Origin of the sequence: Nocardioides sp., assembly GCF_014360585.1 — a bacterium.
Classification (GTDB): Bacteria; Actinomycetota; Actinomycetes; order Propionibacteriales; family Nocardioidaceae; genus Nocardioides.
The window spans coordinates 22775-42161 of sequence record NZ_JACIXG010000044.1 but is presented as its reverse complement, the minus strand read 5'-3'; the positions used below and the strand labels follow the sequence as shown (position 1 = coordinate 42161).

The following is a 19387-nucleotide window of genomic DNA, read 5'->3' as shown; positions in this document are numbered from 1 at the left end:
GCCAGCTGCTCAACTGGATCAACCCGCGCTGACCCGTCGAGTCGGCTCATCCTGACGGCGTCAGGATGAGCCGACCGACCTGTGCTCAGGAGTTGACGGTGATCGGCTCGCCATCGGAGACCAGGCGCCAGTCGACCGAGGCGAACGTCGCGGGATCGATGACCTGGTTGGCGGTGACCCAGTCGATGAGCAGCTGCCGGATCTCGACCTGCTGGTTGTAGACCACGGTGGCGTCGGTGACGTGCGGGAAACCACCGCCGCCGGACTGGCGGTAGTTGTTGACCGCGAGCACGAACTCCTGGGCGTCGGTGACGGCGACACCGTCGTAGGCGAGATCGGTGATCCGCGAGCCGACCGGCATCGAGATGTCGATGTCGTAGGTCAGCGCCGCGTCCAGCCCGGCGATCGTGTCGAAGTTGTAGTCGGGCGTGCCGTTGGGGGCGGTGTCGGTGGGCGCGTTGGTCACATCCGCGATCGGGAACGGGCCGGTGCCACTGACCCGCTTGAAGTAGCGCGCGGTGAACTCGAGATAGTCCTTGAGCTGAGCGCCCGTGATGCGCACCGCCATCAGGGTGTTGTCGTAGATGTAGAGACCGGCCACGTCGCGTACGGTCACCTCGCCGGCAGGGAAGGCCGCGGCGCGGCTGAACGGGGCTGCGATCGAGAGCACCGGCAGAGCCGCGTCGTCCCCGGTCAGCGCGGCCTTGACCGCGTCCGCCTGGACGAAGCTCACGAAGTCGATGATGGGTACGTCCTCGACGACCGCCCGGGCCGCCAGCATCTCCACGGCCGAGTTGCCGACGACGGAGTTGACGTAGGAGACCACGACGTCGTGCTGCTCCTGCACCGCGGCCGAGACGTCCGGGTCGGCGTCGACGGTGTTGGAGTTGAGCGTCTGCGACGTCGCCGACTGCAGGACCCAGCGCGGCCGGCCGCGGCCCTTCTCGCGGCGTACGACCAGGTCCATGACGGAGACACGCATGCCCCAGTAGAGCGGCTCGGTGAGCAGCACCTGCTTGCCGGTCTCGGCGTTGGAGACGAAGCGCTCGGTGATCTCCCGGTGGGCGTGGCCGACCAGGATCGCGTCGACGTCCGGCACCTGCTCGGCGACCAGGGTGGCTGCGTTCTCCGGGGGCAGCTCGTCGCCGTAGGAGCTGGAGGTGTCGGCGCCGGAGTGGGCGCTGATGATGACCAGGTCGCAGCCGGCCTTCTTGAGCTCCGGGACGTAGATCTTGGCCTGCTCGACCAGGCCCGGGAACTCCATCTTGCCCTCGACGATGGCCTTGTCCCAGATCGCGATGCCCGGGTTGGTCAGACCGAGCACACCGACCCGCAGGCGCCGGCCGCGGCCGAGGTCGTAGTCCTTGATGATGTAGGGCGGGAACACCGGCAGCTTGGTCGACGGGTCGACGGCGTTGGCGCCGAGCATCGGGAAGTTCACCTGCTCCTCGAACTTCCGGATCGTGTCGATGCCGTAGTTGAACTCGTGGTTTCCGAGCGCCGCGGCGTCGTAGCCGACCAGGTTCATCGCCCGCGCCATCGGGTGGACCGCGCCCTTGGTGATCGGGTCGATCCGCGCGTAGTAGTAGGCCAGCGGGGTGCCCTGGATGGTGTCGCCGGCGTCGATCGTCAGGATCGGCTCGCCGCGACGCTCCTCACGGACGGCGTCGATCAGCGTCTTGACCTTGGCGACGCCGATCTCGTCGCCGGCGCTGTTGGAGAACGCGGCGTTCTTGAAGTAGTCCCAGTTGAAGACGTTGCCGTGCAGGTCGGTGGTGCCGAGCACGGTCAGCCTGACGGTGTCGGACTTGCCCGCACCATGGGCAGGGGTGGCGGCATAGCCGGCGGCACTCAGCGCCGCGGCGCCTGTGACGGCACCGGACAGGACAGAGCGACGGGTGGCGAGAGGCATCGGTAACGTCCTTGCATGAGTAGGTAAACGGCTGCAAGGCAATTCCTACCACCTCGGGTGCTACTTGGCGGTGGCTTTTCCCGGTAAAGGGATTCAGCGGTCCCTAGGCCGCGAGATGCTTCTTCTTGACGGGCTTGCCGTCGAGGGTCACCAGGCGTCGCTTCTTGACCGTCATCCCCTCGGGCAGGGTGCCCTCCTGGAGCATGCGGATCGGGCACCGCTTGCAGCGCGGCTTCGACACGCAGCACTCCGTCTTGGGAGGCTTCCTCTTCTTGCCCACGCTCGAAGGGTAACAGCGTGTTAGGCGAGCCTTACTACCGGCGGACGTCGAGGCGCACCCCGGCTCGGCCGGCGTGCGCCTCAGCAGTCGGAGCGTACGAGCGGGGTTCTCACCGCTCCTCGGCGAGGCGACGAGCCAGCACCGGGATGACGATGACGGCCGCGACGACGTGCAGGAGCATCAGCACGATCGCGCTGGCGGCGTCGAAGCCGAAGGTGACGTCGGGGACGAGCGAGACGACGGTGAGCACGACGGTGGTGACCACGAACGTACGCCGCGGCCGGCGGGCCACGCGGGCCATCACCGCAGCCATCGCGACCCCGATGAGCGAGAAGAGGGCGGTCAGCTGGGCGTAGCCGGCGAGCGGAATCGTGCCGCTGGCAGTCTCGAAGCTCACCCCCGCCGCCGAGGAGGCCGCCGCGAGAACGGTGACGACTGCGCTCGCGGCAACCGTGGCACCGAGGCCATGGAGCCAGAGAGACTTGCGAGCGACGCGGACGGTGGGGGCGGTGACCTGCTGGGCGGTGGTGATGGTGGACATCTCGATCTCCCGTTACGTGGCGGGAGGCGCTGTTCGCCTCCCTCTGCCCATTCCACGAACGGGAGCGCGCCGGATCGACACGTCCCCCGAGAATTTTCGGGAGACGTGTCGATCCTCGGCTCAGGTGAGGTCGTTGGCCTTGCGGATGACCTCGACGATGTCGGCCATGATCTCGGTGAGGCTGAAGTCCTTGGGCGTGTAGACCGCCGCGACTCCCGAGCTGATCAGGGTGCGGGCGTCGGACTCGGGGACGATGCCGCCGACGATGACCGGGACGTCACCGAGGCCCGCATCGCGCAGACCCTCGACCACCGACGGCACCAGGGACATGTGCGACCCGGAGAGGATGGAGAGGCCGACCACGTGTACGTCCTCGGCGACCGCCGCGGCGACGATCTGCTCCGGGGTGAGCCGGATGCCCTGGTAGATGACCTCGAAGCCGGCATCGCGGGCGCGGACCGCGACCTGCTCGGCCCCGTTGGAGTGACCGTCCAGGCCGGGTTTGCCGACGAGCATGCGCAGCTTGACGCCCAGCTCGTCGCCGGTGGCCTTCACCCGGTCGCGTACGACCGAGAGCTCGGCGCCGGCCTCCGCAGCGCCGACCGCACCGGAGACACCGGTGGGGGCCCGGAACTCGCCGAACACCTCGCGCAGGGTGCCGGCCCACTCCCCCGTGGTCGCGCCAGCACGGGCGGCGGCCAAGGTGGCCTCCATCAGGTTGGCGTCGGTCTTCGCGGCGGCGGCCAGCGCAGCCAGCGCCTCGGTCACGGCAGTCTCGTCACGCTCGGCCTTCCACGCCTCGAGGGAGGCCTTGGCGGCCTCCTCTGCACGCGGGTCCGCGACCATGATCGCGGCGTCCAGATCGGCTGTCAGCGGGGACGGCTCGGTGGTGGTGAACTTGTTGACCCCGACGATGATCTCCTCGCCGGACTCGATGGCGCCTCGACGGCGCGCGTGCGAGGAGACCAGCTCGGACTTCATGTAGCCGGTGTCGACCGCGGCGATCGCGCCGCCCATGGCCTGGACCCGGTCGATCTCCTCCTTGGCCCCGGCGACGAGCTCGGCGACCTTGGCCTCGACGACCGGCGAGCCGTCGAAGAGGTCGCCGTACTCCAGCAGGTCGGACTCGTAGGCCAGCACCTGCTGCAGGCGCAGGGACCACTGCTGGTCCCACGGCCGCGGCAGACCGAGCGCCTCGTTCCAGGCCGGCAGCTGCACCGCGCGAGCCCGGGCGTTCTTGGACAGCGTCACGGCGAGCATCTCCAGCACGATGCGCTGGACGTTGTTCTCCGGCTGGGCCTCGGTCAGGCCGAGCGAGTTGACCTGGACGCCGTAGCGGAACCGACGCATCTTCGGGTCCTCGACGCCGTAGCGCTCCCGGGTGATGTCGTCCCACAGCTCGACGAAGGCGCGCATCTTGCACATCTCCTCGACGAACCGCACACCGGCGTTGACGAAGAACGAGATCCGGCCGACGACCTTGCCGAAGTCCTCCTCCGACACCTGCCCGGAGGCCTTGACCGAATCGAGCACCGAGATCGCGGTGCACATGGCGTAGGCGATCTCCTGCACCGGCGTCGCGCCGGCCTCCTGCAGGTGGTAGCTGCAGATGTTGATCGGGTTCCACTTCGGGATCTGGTGGACCGTGTAGGCGATCATGTCGCTGATCAGCCGCAGGGAGTGCTCCGGCGGAAAGACGTACGTCCCCCGGGAGAGATACTCCTTGATGATGTCGTTCTGGGTGGTGCCGGCCAGCTTGGCAGCGACCTCGGCAGGGTCCATCCCGGGGTTCTGCTCCTCGGCGGCGACCTGGTACATCGCGAGCAGCCACATGGCGGTCGCGTTGATCGTCATCGAGGTGTTCATCTCGGTGAGCGGGATCTGGTCGAAGAGCTTGCGCATCTCTCCCATGTGCATGATCGGCACGCCCACCTTGCCGACCTCGCCGCGAGCGAGGACGCTGTCGGGGTCGTAGCCGGTCTGCGTCGGCAGGTCGAAGGCCACCGAGAGGCCCGTCTGACCCTTGGCGAGATTGTTGCGATAGAGCTCGTTGGACGCCTCGGCGGTCGAGTGGCCGGCGTACGTGCGCATCAGCCAGGAGCGATCCTTCGCCGGGCGGCGCTGCTCGGAGGGCGTGGTGTCCGTCATAAGAGGCATGCTAGCCCTTCGGTTACCGATCAGTAACTGACTCCGGTGTGGAAGATGTCACTCACCGGCATTCCTTTACCCGCCTAGGCGATGAGCGGGGAGTTCTCCACCTCGAGGACGCGGTAGAGCCTGGAGAGATGGAGCATCCGCCGCACCGCGGGGGTGCAGCCGTGAAGAATGAGACGACGACCGTCGGCATGGGCCTGCCGGGTCGCGACGGCGAGCAGCTTCAGGGCCGTCACATCGGCACTCGTCACGCCGGAGACATCGAGCACGACGTCACCCTCCACCGCGTCGAGATGGTCGTAGATGACGCTGCGCGCCATCCAGGTGCTGCGTACGTCGAAATCTCCGCTCAACACCAGCGTCGGCCCGTCGATCACGATCTCCATGCCTGCCTCCATCCCCCGGGAAGTGGTTGCCCCTACACAGAAGCTCTACGCATCACACGGCGCTCCCTCTCGCCACTATGACGTCTGGCCGCAGCCGTTGGTTGCACCTCACCAGCCTCATTCGTCACTTCCGTACCTATTTTCTGTCAATTGACCTTGTTCGCCGAGATATGGCCCCTGCGAATAGGCTCAGCGCATGGTCAACCTGACGCGCATCTACACCCGCACCGGCGACGCCGGTGAGACCCGGCTCGGCGACATGAGCCTGACCGCCAAGACCGACCTGCGGCTGGAGGCGTACGCGACCACCGACGAGGCCGGAGCGGCGATCGGCGTCGCCCTCGCCCACGGCGGGATCGACGAGGACGTCGTGAAGGTGCTGACGACCATCCAGAACGATCTCTTCGACGTCGGCGCCGACCTCTCGACCCCGGTGGTGGCCGACCCCGAGTATCCCCCGCTCCGCGTCGAGCAGGCCTACGTCGACCGGCTCGAGGCCTGGTGCGACGAGTACAACGAGCCCCTCGAGAAGCTCCGCTCCTTCATCCTCTCCGGCGGCACCGTGGCCGCGGCCCACCTGCACGTGGCCCGCACCGTCGTACGCCGCGCGGAACGAGCCGCCTGGGCCGCGTACGAGGTCCACGGCGAGATCATGAACAAGCTCGCCCTCACCTACCTGAACCGGCTCAGCGACCTGCTCTTCATCCTCGCCCGGCACGCGAACCGCGAGCAGGGCGACGTCCTGTGGGTGCCGGGCGGCGAGCGCTAGGCGCGCTCACAGCCAGCCGCTCACAGCCAGCCGCTCACAGCCGGCCGGTCACAACCAGCCGCGGCGCCCCGCCTCGTAGCCGAGCTGGAGGCGGGTGTCGACGTGCGCCCGGTCCATCATCTGGCGAACCCGGCGCTGGACCGTACGCAGCGACAGCCCGAGCTGCGCACCGATCGAGGCATCCGTCAGGCCCGCGAGCAGCAGCGAGAGGACCTTGGTGTCAAGAGGCTCGAGTCGGTCGGCGGCCGTCTCGACCGTGCCCTCCGGCGTCGCGACCAGCTTCGGCGCGGAGGCCCAGATCAGGTCGAAGAGAGCGATGATCGCGTCGAGCAGGCCGCTGGGGTGAAGCAGCAGCGCGTCCTGGACCGTGTTGGGCCCGCCCGTCGCCGACTCACCCTGCATCAGCGGGATCAGCGCGATCTCCCGGTCGACGATGAAAGCGCGCAGCGGCACCGTCGGCACCACCCGCAGCTCGATCCCGATCTCGAGCCCGGAGTCGATCGTCTCGTAGATGCCGGGTGTGTCGAAGACGGAACGCTCGAGCACGATGTCGTGCCGGACGCCGCGTTCGATCGCGGCCCGCTCGGCCTCGTCGGCGTCCTCACGGGTGACGACGGCGGCCTGGGGCTTCTGGAGCGCCTGGATGCACTTTCTCGCCGAGTACTGCAGCTGGGCGAACCGCTGGGCGATCGCCTCGGTGCCGTGCACGACGTCGACGACATCCGCCACGTCCCGGCGAGCGACCGACCCGCGATAGAGACCGGCGAGCTCGGTCATCTCGACCTGGGCGCGGCGCAGCTCGTCCTGACGCTGGACGAGCAGCGCCCCGAGCGCCACCGCCGGCGGAGAGGCGACGTAGCGGTCCTGGCCCGCCGACGCCCTGGCCACCAGACCCTTCCCCTCGAGCGCGGCCAGCACCGCGGAGACCGCGTAGGCGTCCAGGTCGGCCGCCTCGGCCAGCTCCTCCAGATTGGCCGACGGCGCGCCGACCAGCTGGCGGTAGACCGTCTCCTCGAGATTGTCGAGACCGAGCGCATCGAGCATCCGGAATGCCTTTCCGTTGCGGAACGAACGACCGACATCATGGCAGATATACGACACGTCATATTCCCGCCAGGGCGCTTCGACTTGCATTCCTCGTCAACTTGGCCGAAAGTATTCATCGCCACCTCGGTCCGGATCCCCCCGCTCGGATCGAGGTGGCTTTACTTTTGCGTGGCGAAGTCGGCCCGATCGGTTCGGATCCAGTTGCCCGGCGTCCGGGACGCCCGCATAGCCAGTCACGCCGGTGAGTGGGTCGAAACGCCGTCGAGGCGCCCGACCGGTCTGGACCAGTGCCACCGCAGCGAGCGAGGCGCAGCTCACCACAAGCGTCCGCGAAGTCGCAGAACCGGCCTCATGCTGGAAGAATAGATCGGGTGCCCTTGCTCGAAGCTCTCACGAACGACCTACTCCGCGAGACCTTCGACCCGCAGACCATCGAGCGTGGCCAGGCCTACGCGACCGAGGGCCGGGTCGGTGAGCCCCGGATCACGGAGATCGGCAGCAGCGCGCTGCGCGCAGCGGCCGAGGTCAGAGGCGGCATCCCAGCCCCCTACCGCGTGACCCTCAATCTGGAGTCCGGCAACGGCGTCGCCAGGCTGACGACCCAGTGCAGCTGCCCCGTGCACAACAGCTGCAAGCACGGGGTCGCCCTGGCCATGGTCCTCGCCGACTCACCCAGGAAGGCGACCGCGCCGGGCCCGACGTGGGAGACGGAGCTGCGTACGCTGCTGGGCCAGCTCGCCGAGGACAACAAACCCGAGGACGACCTGCCCCCACTGGCGCTCGAGATCGACGTCCACAGCCCGCGGGCAGCCGTGGGGGGCTCCCCCAGCGTCGAGCTCCGGCCGATGCGCATGGGCAACCGCGACCGCTGGGCGAAGACCGGCGCCGACTGGTCCAGCATCCCCAACGCCCAGCCCGGCAAGGACTTCCCGCGCAACCAGCTGCTCCCCCTGCAGGAGCTGGCCCGCCAGCTACGGCCGGATCGGCTGCTCTACGCTCGCGGCTCCTCGCTGAGCCTCGCCGACTTCGGTGAGCACGCGATCTCGCTGCTGCGCGATGCGATCCGTGGCGGGGTGACCGTGCTGCCCGGCGAGAACGTACGCGGCGTGGTGATCTTCGACGAGCCGCTCTCGCTCGCCGGGGAGCTGCATCGCGAGGACGGCGAGGCCGTCCTCCGCTTCGGCCTGGCCCATGACGACCGCGTCTACGCCGGCCCCACGGTGCTCCCGATCGGTCGCCCGATCCGCTCGGTGGGCGTGCTCGATGCCGGAGTGCTCCACCTCGGCGAGCTGTCCGGACCGCTCTCGACGCACGCCCATCGGCTGGTGACGGCCCGGGAGCCGCTGACCGTCCCCGAGCGCGAGATCGGCACGCTGAGCGCCCTGTTGGGCCCGCTGGCCCGGCTGGTTCCGCTGCGCTCGTCCGACGACTCCCTCGACATCCCGGACCCGCCCGCGCCGCGGCTGAGCCTGACGGTCACCTGGCGCAGCTCGACCCATGCCACGCTCGGCTGGACGTGGGCCTACGGCGTACGCCACTACCCGGTGGACTCGCGCGAGGACCTCGGCCTGGTCCGCGACCCGGCCGAGGAGGCCTCGCTTCGCGGCCGCGTCTCCGCCGAGCTGCTCCGCAAGCAGGAGGTCCGGGACGGCGACGCGCTCGCGCTCGCCATCCACGACCTCCCGGCGCTGCGTGAGGTCGAGGGCGTCGAGGTCACCGAGGTGCAGCGGCCCGACTTCCGCGAGACCGACGAGGACCCGGAGATCTCCTTCGAGATCACCTCCCCCGACGGCGCCGCAGTGGGCGGCCAGGACTGGCTCGACCTTCAGGTGGTCATCCGCATCGGCAACGAGGCCGTCCCGCTGCCCGACGTGCTCGGGGCGCTGACCCGCGGCGACGACCACCTCATCCTCCCCAGCGGCACCTACCTCACCACGGACCGTCCAGAGCTCGACCGGCTCCGCAACGTCGTCGAGGCCGCCGGCCAGCTCCACGAGCGCTCCGGTGAGGGGATCGCCGTCGGCAAGCACGACCTCGGCGTCTGGGCCGAGCTCGCCGAGCTGGGTGTGGTCGACCAGCAGGCCGCCGAGTGGGTCCAGCGTGCCCAGGCCCTTCGCGACCTGCGCGAGATCCCGCGGCCGGAGCCCGTCGGCGTGGCGACCGAGCTTCGCCACTACCAGCTCGACGGCTTCCACTGGCTCGCGTTCCTCCACGAGCAGGGTCTCGGTGGGATCCTCGCCGACGACATGGGCCTCGGCAAGACGCTCCAGGTGCTGGCCACGATCTCCCACGCCGTGCACGCTCAGCCGGGCGAGCGCGCCCCCTACCTCGTGGTGGCGCCGACCAGCGTCGTACCGGCCTGGGTGCAGGAGGCCCGCCGCCACACCCCCGGCCTTCGGGTCAGCACGGTGAGCAGGCGGGTCGACTCCGTGGCCGAGGCGCGCGAGGATGCCGACGTCGTGGTCACGACCTACGCCATCCTCCGGCTCGAGCAGGACGCCTTCGCCGGCCGGCCGTGGTCCGGTCTCGTCCTCGACGAGGCGCAGCAGGTCAAGAACCACCAGTCCAAGACGTACGCAGCGGCCCGCCGCATCGACGCCCGCTGGCGTCTCGCGGTGACGGGCACGCCGTTCGAGAACCGGCTGATGGAGCTGTGGGCATTGCTCTCGATCACCGCGTCGGGCCTCTACCCCAGCCCGCGGATGTTCCGCGACACGGTGGTCTCTCCCGTGGAGAAGTCGGGCGACGACGACGCGCTGCGTCGGTTCCGGACCCGGCTGCGCCCGTTCCTGCTGCGGCGTACGAAGGAGCTCGTCGCCGACGACCTGCCGCCCAAGCAGGAGCAGGTGCTCGGCGTCGACCTCAACCCGGCCCACCGCAAGATCTACGACGCCCACCTGGCCAAGGAGCGGCAGCGGATCCTGCATCTGCTCGACGACTTCAACGACAACCGGGTCGCGATCCTCAGCGCGCTGACCAGGCTGCGGCAGCTCTCGCTCGACCCCGGCCTGGTCGACCCCGAGGACAACGACGTCGGCTCGGCCAAGCTCGAGACGCTCGTCGACCACATCGAGGAGCTCGCCGCCGAGGGCCACAAGGCGCTCGTCTTCAGCCAGTTCACCTCGTTCCTCGGCCGGGCCCGCACCCGGCTCGCCGAGGCCGGCATCGACACCGCCTACCTCGACGGCTCGACGCGCGACCGCGGGGCGGTGATCGAGAGCTTCCGCGAGGGTGACGCCCCGGTCTTCCTCATCTCTCTCAAGGCGGGTGGCGTCGGTCTGACCCTGACCGAGGCCGACTACGTCTTCGTGCTCGACCCCTGGTGGAACCCCGCTGCCGAGGCTCAGGCCGTCGACCGCGCCCACCGCATCGGCCAGACCCAGCACGTCATGGTCTACCGGCTGGTCTCGACGGGCACGATCGAGGAGAAGGTCATGGAGCTCAAGGAGCGCAAGGCCGAGCTCTTCGCCAAGGTCGTCGACGGCGAGGGCGCGATGGGCTCCACCATCGGCGCCGACGACATCCGCGCGCTCTTCGACTAAGGACGTAGTCAACTCTGATCGCGCCTGTCTGACGCGCGATCTGGCTGCGCCCAAAGACGGCGCAGCCAGATCGTCTACGTCACTTGGCAGCGGCTACGTGAACGCCGGCCAGCGGACCCTAGGACTTGCCCTCGTGCGACTTCTTCACGGCGTAGGCGACCCACGCGAACAGACCGACGCCGGCTATCGCATAGCCAACAGCTCCAGCCCCTGGATATGAGGCATACGCGGCGGAAAGAACACCCGCAGACACAACAATCGCGAAACCAATGTGAAGCATCGAGTCCTCACTTCCTCTCAGGAGGTCGCCCTCTGGATGCACAACCCGATCACCGAACCATAGCCGGTGATAGCTGCGCCGATGCAGGCGGCGCAAGCGGCGCCAAAGGTCCCCACACAGATCACCGAGCAAGCGATGGTGATTCCCGTGATCACCCATCCGGGGACGCTCTGACTCTCCAGGCAGTCGATGAACTCACCCCACCCCTTAGCAGACATCTCGGGCTCTGCGGGTTCTTCCACGATCCGGTCAAGAACCTTGTCCCCGCCTACCCAGTACTCGACGCTCCCAGAGGTCGCGTTGATCTGTCGCATGAGAATCTCGAACACCCGCGACTCCCCGTTCTCAGAGATCGCGACGTTCAACGCGCTGCTGACGAGTTCGCCACCCCCAAGGGGGAAGTTCACGAAGACAGTGCCATCCTCGAACCGCATCACGCGCTCGTTGGCGAAGCCGACAGACTCCCCCTCGGCACCGTTCACGTGTGTGCCAACAGCCGTTACCTCGCGCAGGGCCTGCTGGACGTACGCTTCCGCCTCGTCGCCCTCGACGAGTTGCGCTTTCCCGATCGCCTCGTAGGTCGTCGCCAGCTTTGACACCGTCGTGTCGTCGCTGGCAGTTGGGCTCGCCGATGCCGCCGTTGCGGGTGCCGAGCAGTACATGGTCGAGGCCAACGCAGCGATCGCTGCAACGGTCTTCAGCCAGCCGAACTTCATGAATCCACCATCTTTCCGAGGTTAGGTGGCGGTCCGCCTATGCGGTCCGCCTGCCAACAAGCGTTCCCCGGTGCTAGGCGTCGAACAACCTCACGGCTCCGTCAGATCTCCGTCAGTCGGACGACCGCAGTGCCCACGACGTCAAGGTCACGTTTCTGTGTCAAAGCGTCTCCATGCCACCCATTCACGGTGCCGCCCCGGGTATAAACGTAAAGTAAAGACCGCGGGGCTCAGCAGTATAGGAATGATCGATGAACTCCAACTCGGGCACTGGATTGAAGGACGGGCTACTGATCCACATCAGCGACAACGCGGATGTCGCCGAAGATCACCGCTCCGGCAAGATTGTTGAGTTCCCAGACATACCCGCAGCGATTAGATGGCTCGTAGATCATCTCGCGGCTGCCCCGACCAGACCGCTCAGGCATGCGCTTGCTCTCGTCTCGAAGAACGCCCATGGCAGCGAGCTCATCCTCGACCAGAGGGGGCGGCGTGCAGTTCTTGCCGGCACTGACATCAACCTGTCGCCACAGGAGTTCGACCTCTTGACGGCGCTGACTTCACGGCCCGGTCACGCCTGGACGTACGAGCACCTGTTTCACCACGTTTGGGATCAGACCTATCTTGGTGATCCTGACCCCATACATTCCGCAGTCGGACGACTTCGTGCCAAGCTTCGCCATGCGGACAGCATTACGATCACCACTCTGCGAGGCGTTGGGTACCGCCTTGACTTTGCAGCCTGATCAACCTCCCGTCGGCCATCAGGTTCGAATACGCCACGATCGACCTGCGGTCGCAAGCATCGCTCCGGTGTAACACGTCGTTCGGAGGACTACTCGCCCTGTTGAACGACCGGATAGTCCTACGAACAGCGTGTTACACCGACCGCCGCCGTGCCACCGTCGCCGCCAGCGCCGCCGCGGGGAGCATCAGGACGGCGACGACCAGGAGGGACCTCAGGGTGCCGATCTGGTCTCCTACCGCGCCCAGGATCGGCGGGAAGCCCAGGAAGGCTCCGTACGCCAGCGTGGAGACGACCGAGACGCGAGCCGCGGCTCGGGTCTCGTCGTCGGCGGCGATGCTGATCCCGAGCGGGAAGCCGAGGGCCGCGCCGAAGCCCCACAGGACGATGCCGACCAGAGCGATCCCGAAGGAACCGGAGAAGACCGTCAGCACGATCCCGGCGCCCGCGAGAGCCGCCGAGGTGATCAGCACCGGCTGTCGGCCGACCCGATCGATCACCTTCGCACCGGCGAAACGGGCGAGGCTCATGCAGAGGACGAACGCCGCGTAGCACGCCACCCCGACCCGGTGGCTGACGTCGTAGCCGTCGATCATCGCCAGCGCGACCCAGTCGTTCGCGCTCCCCTCCGCGGCGGCGAAGGCGAGCACCATCAGGCCGAGCAGCAGAGTGTGCGGCGAGCGCCAGGCGGCGAGCAGCTCGCGCCGTGGAGAGTGTCCCTCGGGCGGAACCTCGGCCGGGAGGAACCCGGCGGTCCCCCACCAGCAGGCCGCCAGTGCGACGCCGGCGACCCCGGCGATGTGCCACACGGTCGGCAACGTACCCACCAGGGCGATGCCCAGCACCCCACCGACCACGGTGCCGACGCTCCACATCGCGTGCAGTTGCGGCATCAGCGTCTTGCCGCCCAGCCGCTCGACCGCGGCCCCCTCGACGTTCATGGCGACGTCCCAGACCCCATAGCCGACCCCGTACGCCACGAGGAACAGCGCCACCAGCCAAGCCTGTCCGAGCCAGCTGCCGGAGACCGCCACCAGGCACAGGGCGACGACGCAGAGGGCCGCGCAGCGGCGTACGAGCCGGGCGGCGCCCCAGCGCATCACCAGCCCGCCGGCGAACGGCAGCGCAGCGACCGATCCGATGCCCATCGCCAGCAGCATCAGGCCGACGGCCGAGTTGCTCAGACCGAGACTCTCGCGCAGCGCCGGGATCCGGGAGATGAAGGTCGCGGACAGCAGCCCGTTGGTGGCGAACGCCACCACCGAACCGGCTTGGGCACGGGAAAGGGGCGTCACGAGCAAAGGCTAGTGGCGCCCCCGGACGCCTCCAGATGCTGGGTCAGTCGCGCTTCTCGTACGGGCCGCCGCGACCGAAGATCGGCAGCACCCAGGGCTGGCGCAGCGGGGCGCCGGCGAGCGCGACCACGGCGAAGGCGGTCGCCAGGACCCAGGCGATCCCGTAGAGCGCGCCACCGAGCCCGAACGTCACTATCGTGACGGCGAGCAGGGTCAGCTGCAGGTTGAGAGCGCCGGCGGCGTGGTGCTTGACGAACTCGGAGCGCTTGCCGACGGTGTAGTACATGATCGCCGGGCCGACGACGATCGGCACCAAGGTGGTGGCCTGGGCGAGGGCACCCAGGAGCTTCTCCTCCGTGGTCGGGGGCGGCAGCAGGTCTCGGACGGGCTTCGCGGGCGGCGGAGCGACAGCAGCGGGCTGCGCGACCAGGTCACGGGTGATCGGCTCGAGGGCGGCGTACGTCTTCGCCTTCATGGTCAGGTCGAACCGGACGTCGAACTCGGCCTGGTCGAGCCGGCCGTCGGCGTAGGCGGACTTCAGCACGTCGATGACGCGGTCGCGGTCGGCGTCGGTGCAGCGGAGCTCGTCGGACTGGGCGGTCAGGGTGGGCGCGGGAGGGATGGGAGCAGTTGAGGACATACCTCAACCATCCGCCCCAGACGGCTCCCGGACAATCAGGGAAGCCCCCGAAAACCGAACGACCGACCCCGGCGTCGTGCCGGAGTCGGTCGTATCGACAAGCTCAGAAGACGGTCCAGTTGGACCGGATCGGGCGCGATTCGAGCCACGCCTGGAACCCGATGAGGGTCTGCTGGTCCATCGAGAGGTCGATCAGCTCGTCCTTGACCTCACAGGTCACGATCAGGCTCTCGGGGTAGAGAACCAGCTCCTCGATCCCCTCAGGGGAGCGGCTGGAGACGTAGCTGATCTCGACCCGGCGCCAGACCCGTTTGGGTTTGGGCGAGAGCGAGAAGATCCGAAACCACTCCAGCTGCGCATCGCCGGAGTAGCGGCCGATACCGATGATCCAACCGCGCCCGGGCTTGGTGTCCCGGACGCGGTGGCTCAGTTCGAAGACGCCGCCGTTGCGTTCGAGCAGACGGCGGCGTACGGCGATCCCGATGCCATAGGCAAGGACAAGCAGAAGCAAACAGGCCACAACGGCCAAGAGCAGCTCCCACCATGCCATTCGGGTCCGTCCCTCTCTACCTAGGAGGCCTTCTCGACAGCGCGGATGCGTGCCTCGGCACGACGGATGCGCTTCTCGGCGTCGTTGCTGGTGCCGAGCAGGCGACGAGCTTCCTCGAGCTCGACCTCGGCCTTGCCGAGGTCGATCTCATGGGACAGCAGCACATGCTCGGACAGGATCGAGACGCGGTCGTTGGCCACCGAGAGGAAGCCACCGTCAACGGTCGCGATGACCTCGGTGCCCTCCTCAGGAGTGATCTCCACGACCGCGTCGGTGAGTGCCGACAGCACCGGCGCGTGACCGCGCAGGACGCCGACATCACCGTCGACCGTTCGGGCGATGACCATGGTGGCCCCGCCGCTCCAGACCACGCGGTCTGCAGCGACGAGCTCCACCTGAAGTGCGTCCGTCATCAGAGGCTCTTCTGGATCTCGGCCCACTTCGCCTCGACGTCGTCGAGGCCACCGCACATGAAGAACGCCTGCTCGGCGACGTGGTCGTACTCACCCTCGGCGATCTTGTTGAACGCCTCGATGGTGTCCTTGACCGGAACCGTCGAACCCTCGATGCCGGTGAACTGCTTGGCGACGTAGGTGTTCTGCGACAGGAACCGCTGGATCCGGCGAGCGCGGGAGACGATGATCTTGTCTTCCTCGGAGAGCTCGTCGACACCCAGGATCGCGATGATGTCCTGCAGCTCCTTGTTGCGCTGGAGGATCTGCTTGACGCGGACGGCGCAGTCGTAGTGGTCCTGACCGATGTACTGCGGGTCCAGGATTCGCGACGTCGAGGTCAGCGGGTCCACGGCCGGGTAGATACCGAGCGACGCGATCTCACGGGAGAGCTCGGTCGTGGCGTCCAGGTGCGCGAACGTGGTCGCCGGCGCCGGGTCGGTGTAGTCGTCGGCCGGCACGTAGATCGCCTGCATCGAGGTGATCGAGTGACCACGCGTCGAGGTGATCCGCTCCTGGAGCTGACCCATCTCGTCGGCGAGGTTGGGCTGGTAGCCCACGGCCGAAGGCATCCGGCCCAGCAGGGTCGAGACCTCGGAGCCCGCCTGGGTGAAGCGGAAGATGTTGTCGATGAACAGCAGCACGTCCTGGCCCTGGACGTCGCGGAAGTACTCCGCCATCGTCAGTGCCGAGAGGGCCACGCGAAGACGCGTGCCCGGCGGCTCGTCCATCTGGCCGAAGGTCAGGGCGACCTTGTCGTAGACGCCGGCCTCCTGCATCTCGTGGATGAGGTCGTTGCCCTCACGGGTGCGCTCGCCGACACCGGCGAACACGGAGACACCGCCGTGGTTCTTGGCGACTCGGGCGATCATCTCCTGGATGAGGACGGTCTTGCCGACGCCCGCACCACCGAAGAGGCCGATCTTTCCACCGGTAACGTACGGGGTGAGGAGGTCGATGACCTTGATGCCCGTCTCGAACATCTGGGTCTTGGACTCGAGCTGGTCGAAGGCCGGAGCCTTGCGGTGGATGCCCCAGCGCTCCTTGACCTCGACCGTGGACGGGTCGACGTCGAGGATGTCACCGGTGGCGTTGAACACGTGGCCGAGGGTGACGTCACCCACGGGAACCGTGATCGGGCCGCCGGTGTCGCGCACCGCGGAGCCGCGTACGACGCCGTCGGTCGGCTTCAGCGAGATCGCGCGGACCATGCCGTCACCGATGTGCTGGGCAACCTCGAGCGGCAGGGTCGTCGTCTCACCGCTGATGGTGACATCGACCTCGAGCTTGTTGTAGATATCCGGCATGGCGTCGACGGGGAACTCCACGTCGACGACCGGGCCGATCACGCGGGCGATACGGCCCGTCGTGGTCTTCTCGTCAACCTGTGCGGTCATTTTCTAGTCAGTCCTTCTGTGGGTTCTCAGTCGTTCGCAGCCTGGGCATCGGCGAGCGCATTCACGCCGCCGACGATCTCGCTGATCTCCTGGGTGATGCCTGCCTGGCGAGCCTGGTTGGCGACCCGGGTGAACTTCTTGATGAGCTCGTCGGCGTTGTCGGTAGCCGACTTCATCGCCTTCTGACGCTGGGCCAGCTCGGAGGCGGCGGCCTGCAGCAGCGCGAACCAGATCCGGCTCACGACGTACTGCGGGAGCAGCGAGTCGAGCACGGCCTCGGCCGACGGCTCGAACTCGTAGAGCGGCAGGACATCGCCCTCGGCCGGAGCCTCGGTGCCCTCCACTACCTCCAGAGGCAGGAGACGTACGGCGGTGGGCTTCTGCGTCATCATGGTGATGAACCGCGTGTAGACCACGTGGACCTCGTCGACGCCGGGAGCCACTGCGGCCTCAGCCTCGGCACCCTCGACGAAGACCTCGATCAGCTTCTCACCGATCTCCTTGGCCGCGTCGAACTCCGGGCGGTCCGAGAAGCCGGTCCAGGCCTGCACCACGGGACGGCCGCGGAACTTGTAGAAGGCCTCCGCCTTACGTCCGGTGACGTAGAGGTCGACCTCCTTGCCCTCGGCCTTGAGCTTCTCGACCAGCCCCTCGGCCTCCTTGAGCACGCTCGAGGAGTAGGAGCCGGCCAGACCACGGTCGCTGGTGACCACCAGCACGGCGGCGCGGGTGGGCGTCTCCGGCTCGGTGGTCAGCGGGTGGTCCTGGTTGGAGTAGGTCGCCACCGCCGAGACGGCGCGGGTGAGCTCACGGGCGTACGGCGCGGCCGCATTGGCCCGCTGCTGCGCCTTGATGATCCGGGACGCAGCGATGAGCTCCATGGCACGCGTGATCTTCTTCATCGACTCCGTCGACTTGATCCGCGCGCGGAGTTCACGCACTGACACGGCCATGGGTCAGCCCCGCTTCTGCTTGACGATCTGCTCCTGCTCGACGTCCTCGTCAGCCAGGGCCTCTTCCTTGGCGGAACCCGGCTTGATCGAGTGGCCCTCCGAGGTCTCGAACTGGTCGAGGAAGGAGTCGTAAGCCTTCTTCAGCTCGGACTCGGTGGAGTCCTCGAACTTCAGCGACTCACGGATGCCGGCGAGGATGCCGTCGTGGGCGCGACGCAGGTAGTCGATGAACTCGCGCTCGAACTTGAGCACGTCCGCGACCGGGACGATGTCCAGGCTGCCGGAGGTGCCGAGCCACAGCGAGACGGTCATCTCGTCGATCGGGTAGGGCGAGTAGGCCGGCTGCTTGAGCAGCGCCATCAGCCGCTGACCGCGGGCCAGCTGCTGCTTCGAGGCCGCGTCCAGGTCGGAGGCGAACATCGCGAAGGCCTCCATCGCGCGGTACTGCGCGAGCTCGACCTTGAGCGAGCCGGTGACGGCCTTGAGGGCCTTGGTCATCGCGGCGCTACCGACGCGGGAGACCGAGACACCGACGTCGATCGCCGGGCGCTGGTTGGCCGCGAACAGGTCGGACTGCAGGAAGATCTGACCGTCGGTGATGGAGATGACGTTGGTCGGGATGAACGCCGAGACGTCGTTGGCCTTGGTCTCGATGATCGGCAGACCGGTCATCGAGCCCTTGCCCATCTCGTCGGAGAGCTTCGCGCAGCGCTCCAGCAGCCGGGAGTGCAGGTAGAAGACGTCACCCGGGTAGGCCTCACGGCCCGGCGGGCGGCGCAGCAGCAGCGACACGGCGCGGTATGCCTCGGCCTGCTTGGTCAGGTCGTCGAAGACGATCAGGACGTGCTTGCCCTCGTACATCCAGTGCTGGCCGATGGCCGAGCCGGTGTAGGGGGCGAGGTACTTGAAGCCGGCGGAGTCGGAGGCCGGAGCCGCGACGATCGTCGTGTACTCGAGCGCGCCGGACTCCTCGAGGGCGCCACGCACGGAGGCGATGGTCGAGCCCTTCTGGCCGATGGCTACGTAGATGCAGCGGACCTGCTTGTCGGGGTCGCCCGACTCCCAGTTCTGCTTCTGGTTGATGATCGTGTCGATCGCGACCGTGGTCTTACCGGTCGAGCGGTCACCGATGATCAGCTGACGCTGGCCACGGCCGATCGGGGTCATCGCGTCGATCGCCTTGATGCCGGTGGCGAGCGGCTCGTGCACCGACTTGCGGGCCATCACGCCGGGAGCCTGGAGCTCCAGGGCACGACGGCCGACCGTCTCGATGTCGCCGAGGCCGTCGATCGCGTTGCCGAGCGGGTCCACGACGCGGCCGAGGTAGCCGTCACCGACGGGGACCGAGAGAACCTCGCCCGTACGTCGGACCGCCTGGCCCTCCTCGATCTTGTCGAAGTCACCCAGGACGACGACACCGATCTCGCGGGTGTCCAGGTTCAGGGCGAGACCAAGGGTGCCGTCCTCGAACTCGAGGAGCTCGTTGGTCATGGCCGAGGGCAGACCCGACACGCGGGCGATGCCGTCCGCGGTCGAAGCGACGGTGCCGACCTCCTCGGTCTTCGCCGCCTCCGGCTTGTAGTCCGCGACGTACTTTGCCAGTGCGTCCCGGATCTCGTCGGGACGGATGGAGAGCTCCGTCATCTGTGCCTTCTCTCTCAGTTCTTACAAGTCAGTCTGTGTCACACAGGGGTCGTACGGCCAGTTGAGGTCGGCCGCGGTGCCGGA

General features: G+C 67.8%; 17 protein-coding genes. 3 read left to right on the top strand and 14 right to left on the bottom strand.

Annotated elements, in window-relative coordinates:
- Positions 1-85: 85 nt before the first annotated feature.
- The 5 genes from H5T77_RS15505 to H5T77_RS15485 all read right to left on the bottom strand — a co-directional run bounded on the left by H5T77_RS15505 (position 86) and on the right by H5T77_RS15485 (position 5273).
- Positions 86-1912, bottom strand: a complete 1827-nt coding sequence (locus H5T77_RS15505; RefSeq protein ID WP_292650702.1) for a bifunctional metallophosphatase/5'-nucleotidase — start codon at positions 1910-1912, stop codon at positions 86-88.
- A gap of 103 nt (positions 1913-2015) precedes the next feature.
- Positions 2016-2192 (bottom strand): hypothetical protein, encoded by a 177-nt coding sequence (locus tag H5T77_RS15500; RefSeq protein WP_292650700.1) that lies wholly within the window; start codon positions 2190-2192, stop codon positions 2016-2018.
- A gap of 109 nt (positions 2193-2301) precedes the next feature.
- Positions 2302-2733 (bottom strand): DUF6069 family protein, encoded by a 432-nt coding sequence (locus H5T77_RS15495; protein ID WP_292650698.1) that lies wholly within the window; start codon positions 2731-2733, stop codon positions 2302-2304.
- Positions 2734-2853: 120 nt separating this feature from the next.
- Positions 2854-4881, bottom strand: a complete 2028-nt coding sequence (locus H5T77_RS15490) for a protein meaA (protein WP_292650697.1) — start codon at positions 4879-4881, stop codon at positions 2854-2856.
- An 83-nt stretch (positions 4882-4964) separates the two neighbouring features.
- Complete coding sequence (locus H5T77_RS15485; RefSeq protein ID WP_292650695.1) at positions 4965-5273, bottom strand: STAS domain-containing protein; 309 nt, start codon at positions 5271-5273, stop codon at positions 4965-4967.
- A 196-nt stretch (positions 5274-5469) separates the two neighbouring features.
- Here H5T77_RS15485 and H5T77_RS15480 point away from each other — a divergent pair, with 196 nt between their 5' ends.
- Positions 5470-6042, top strand: a complete 573-nt coding sequence (locus tag H5T77_RS15480; protein ID WP_292650693.1) for a cob(I)yrinic acid a,c-diamide adenosyltransferase — start codon at positions 5470-5472, stop codon at positions 6040-6042.
- Positions 6043-6090: 48 nt separating this feature from the next.
- Here H5T77_RS15480 and H5T77_RS15475 read toward each other — a convergent pair whose 3' ends face one another.
- Positions 6091-7086, bottom strand: coding sequence for a helix-turn-helix domain-containing protein (locus H5T77_RS15475; protein WP_292650692.1), 996 nt, complete (start codon positions 7084-7086; stop codon positions 6091-6093).
- Positions 7087-7460: 374 nt separating this feature from the next.
- On the opposite strand from H5T77_RS15475, the gene H5T77_RS15470 reads away from it, so the two are divergent.
- On the top strand, positions 7461-10631 hold the full coding sequence (locus H5T77_RS15470; protein WP_292650691.1) for a DEAD/DEAH box helicase: 3171 nt from the start codon (positions 7461-7463) through the stop codon (positions 10629-10631).
- A gap of 297 nt (positions 10632-10928) precedes the next feature.
- Here H5T77_RS15470 and H5T77_RS15465 read toward each other — a convergent pair whose 3' ends face one another.
- Positions 10929-11627 (bottom strand): hypothetical protein, encoded by a 699-nt coding sequence (locus H5T77_RS15465; protein WP_292650689.1) that lies wholly within the window; start codon positions 11625-11627, stop codon positions 10929-10931.
- Between the two features lie 251 nt (positions 11628-11878).
- On the opposite strand from H5T77_RS15465, the gene H5T77_RS15460 reads away from it, so the two are divergent.
- Positions 11879-12373, top strand: coding sequence for a winged helix-turn-helix domain-containing protein (locus H5T77_RS15460; RefSeq protein ID WP_292650687.1), 495 nt, complete (start codon positions 11879-11881; stop codon positions 12371-12373).
- Positions 12374-12506: 133 nt separating this feature from the next.
- Here H5T77_RS15460 and H5T77_RS15455 read toward each other — a convergent pair whose 3' ends face one another.
- The 7 genes from H5T77_RS15455 to atpA all read right to left on the bottom strand — a co-directional run bounded on the left by H5T77_RS15455 (position 12507) and on the right by atpA (position 19303).
- Entirely contained in the window at positions 12507-13667 is a 1161-nt protein-coding gene (locus tag H5T77_RS15455; protein ID WP_292650685.1) for an MFS transporter, read from the bottom strand.
- Positions 13668-13710: 43 nt separating this feature from the next.
- Positions 13711-14307 carry a DUF1707 and DUF4870 domain-containing protein gene (locus H5T77_RS15450; RefSeq protein ID WP_292650683.1) on the bottom strand — a complete coding sequence of 199 codons (597 nt, stop codon included), beginning with the start codon at positions 14305-14307 and terminating at the stop codon, positions 13711-13713.
- 103 nt (positions 14308-14410) lie between these two features.
- On the bottom strand, positions 14411-14827 hold the full coding sequence (locus H5T77_RS15445; RefSeq protein WP_292650706.1) for a DUF2550 domain-containing protein: 417 nt from the start codon (positions 14825-14827) through the stop codon (positions 14411-14413).
- A 50-nt stretch (positions 14828-14877) separates the two neighbouring features.
- Positions 14878-15270, bottom strand: coding sequence for a F0F1 ATP synthase subunit epsilon (locus tag H5T77_RS15440; RefSeq protein ID WP_292650681.1), 393 nt, complete (start codon positions 15268-15270; stop codon positions 14878-14880).
- Positions 15270-16706, bottom strand: coding sequence for a F0F1 ATP synthase subunit beta (gene atpD / locus H5T77_RS15435; RefSeq protein ID WP_292650679.1), 1437 nt, complete (start codon positions 16704-16706; stop codon positions 15270-15272). Before atpD ends, H5T77_RS15440 begins: the two co-directional genes overlap by 1 nt.
- A 26-nt stretch (positions 16707-16732) precedes the next feature.
- Positions 16733-17659, bottom strand: coding sequence for a F0F1 ATP synthase subunit gamma (locus tag H5T77_RS15430; protein WP_292650677.1), 927 nt, complete (start codon positions 17657-17659; stop codon positions 16733-16735).
- A 3-nt stretch (positions 17660-17662) separates the two neighbouring features.
- The gene (atpA, locus tag H5T77_RS15425) at positions 17663-19303 is read right to left on the bottom strand and encodes a F0F1 ATP synthase subunit alpha (RefSeq protein ID WP_292650675.1); all 1641 of its coding nucleotides are present in this window, start codon (positions 19301-19303) and stop codon (positions 17663-17665) included.
- Positions 19304-19387: the final 84 nt, after the last annotated feature.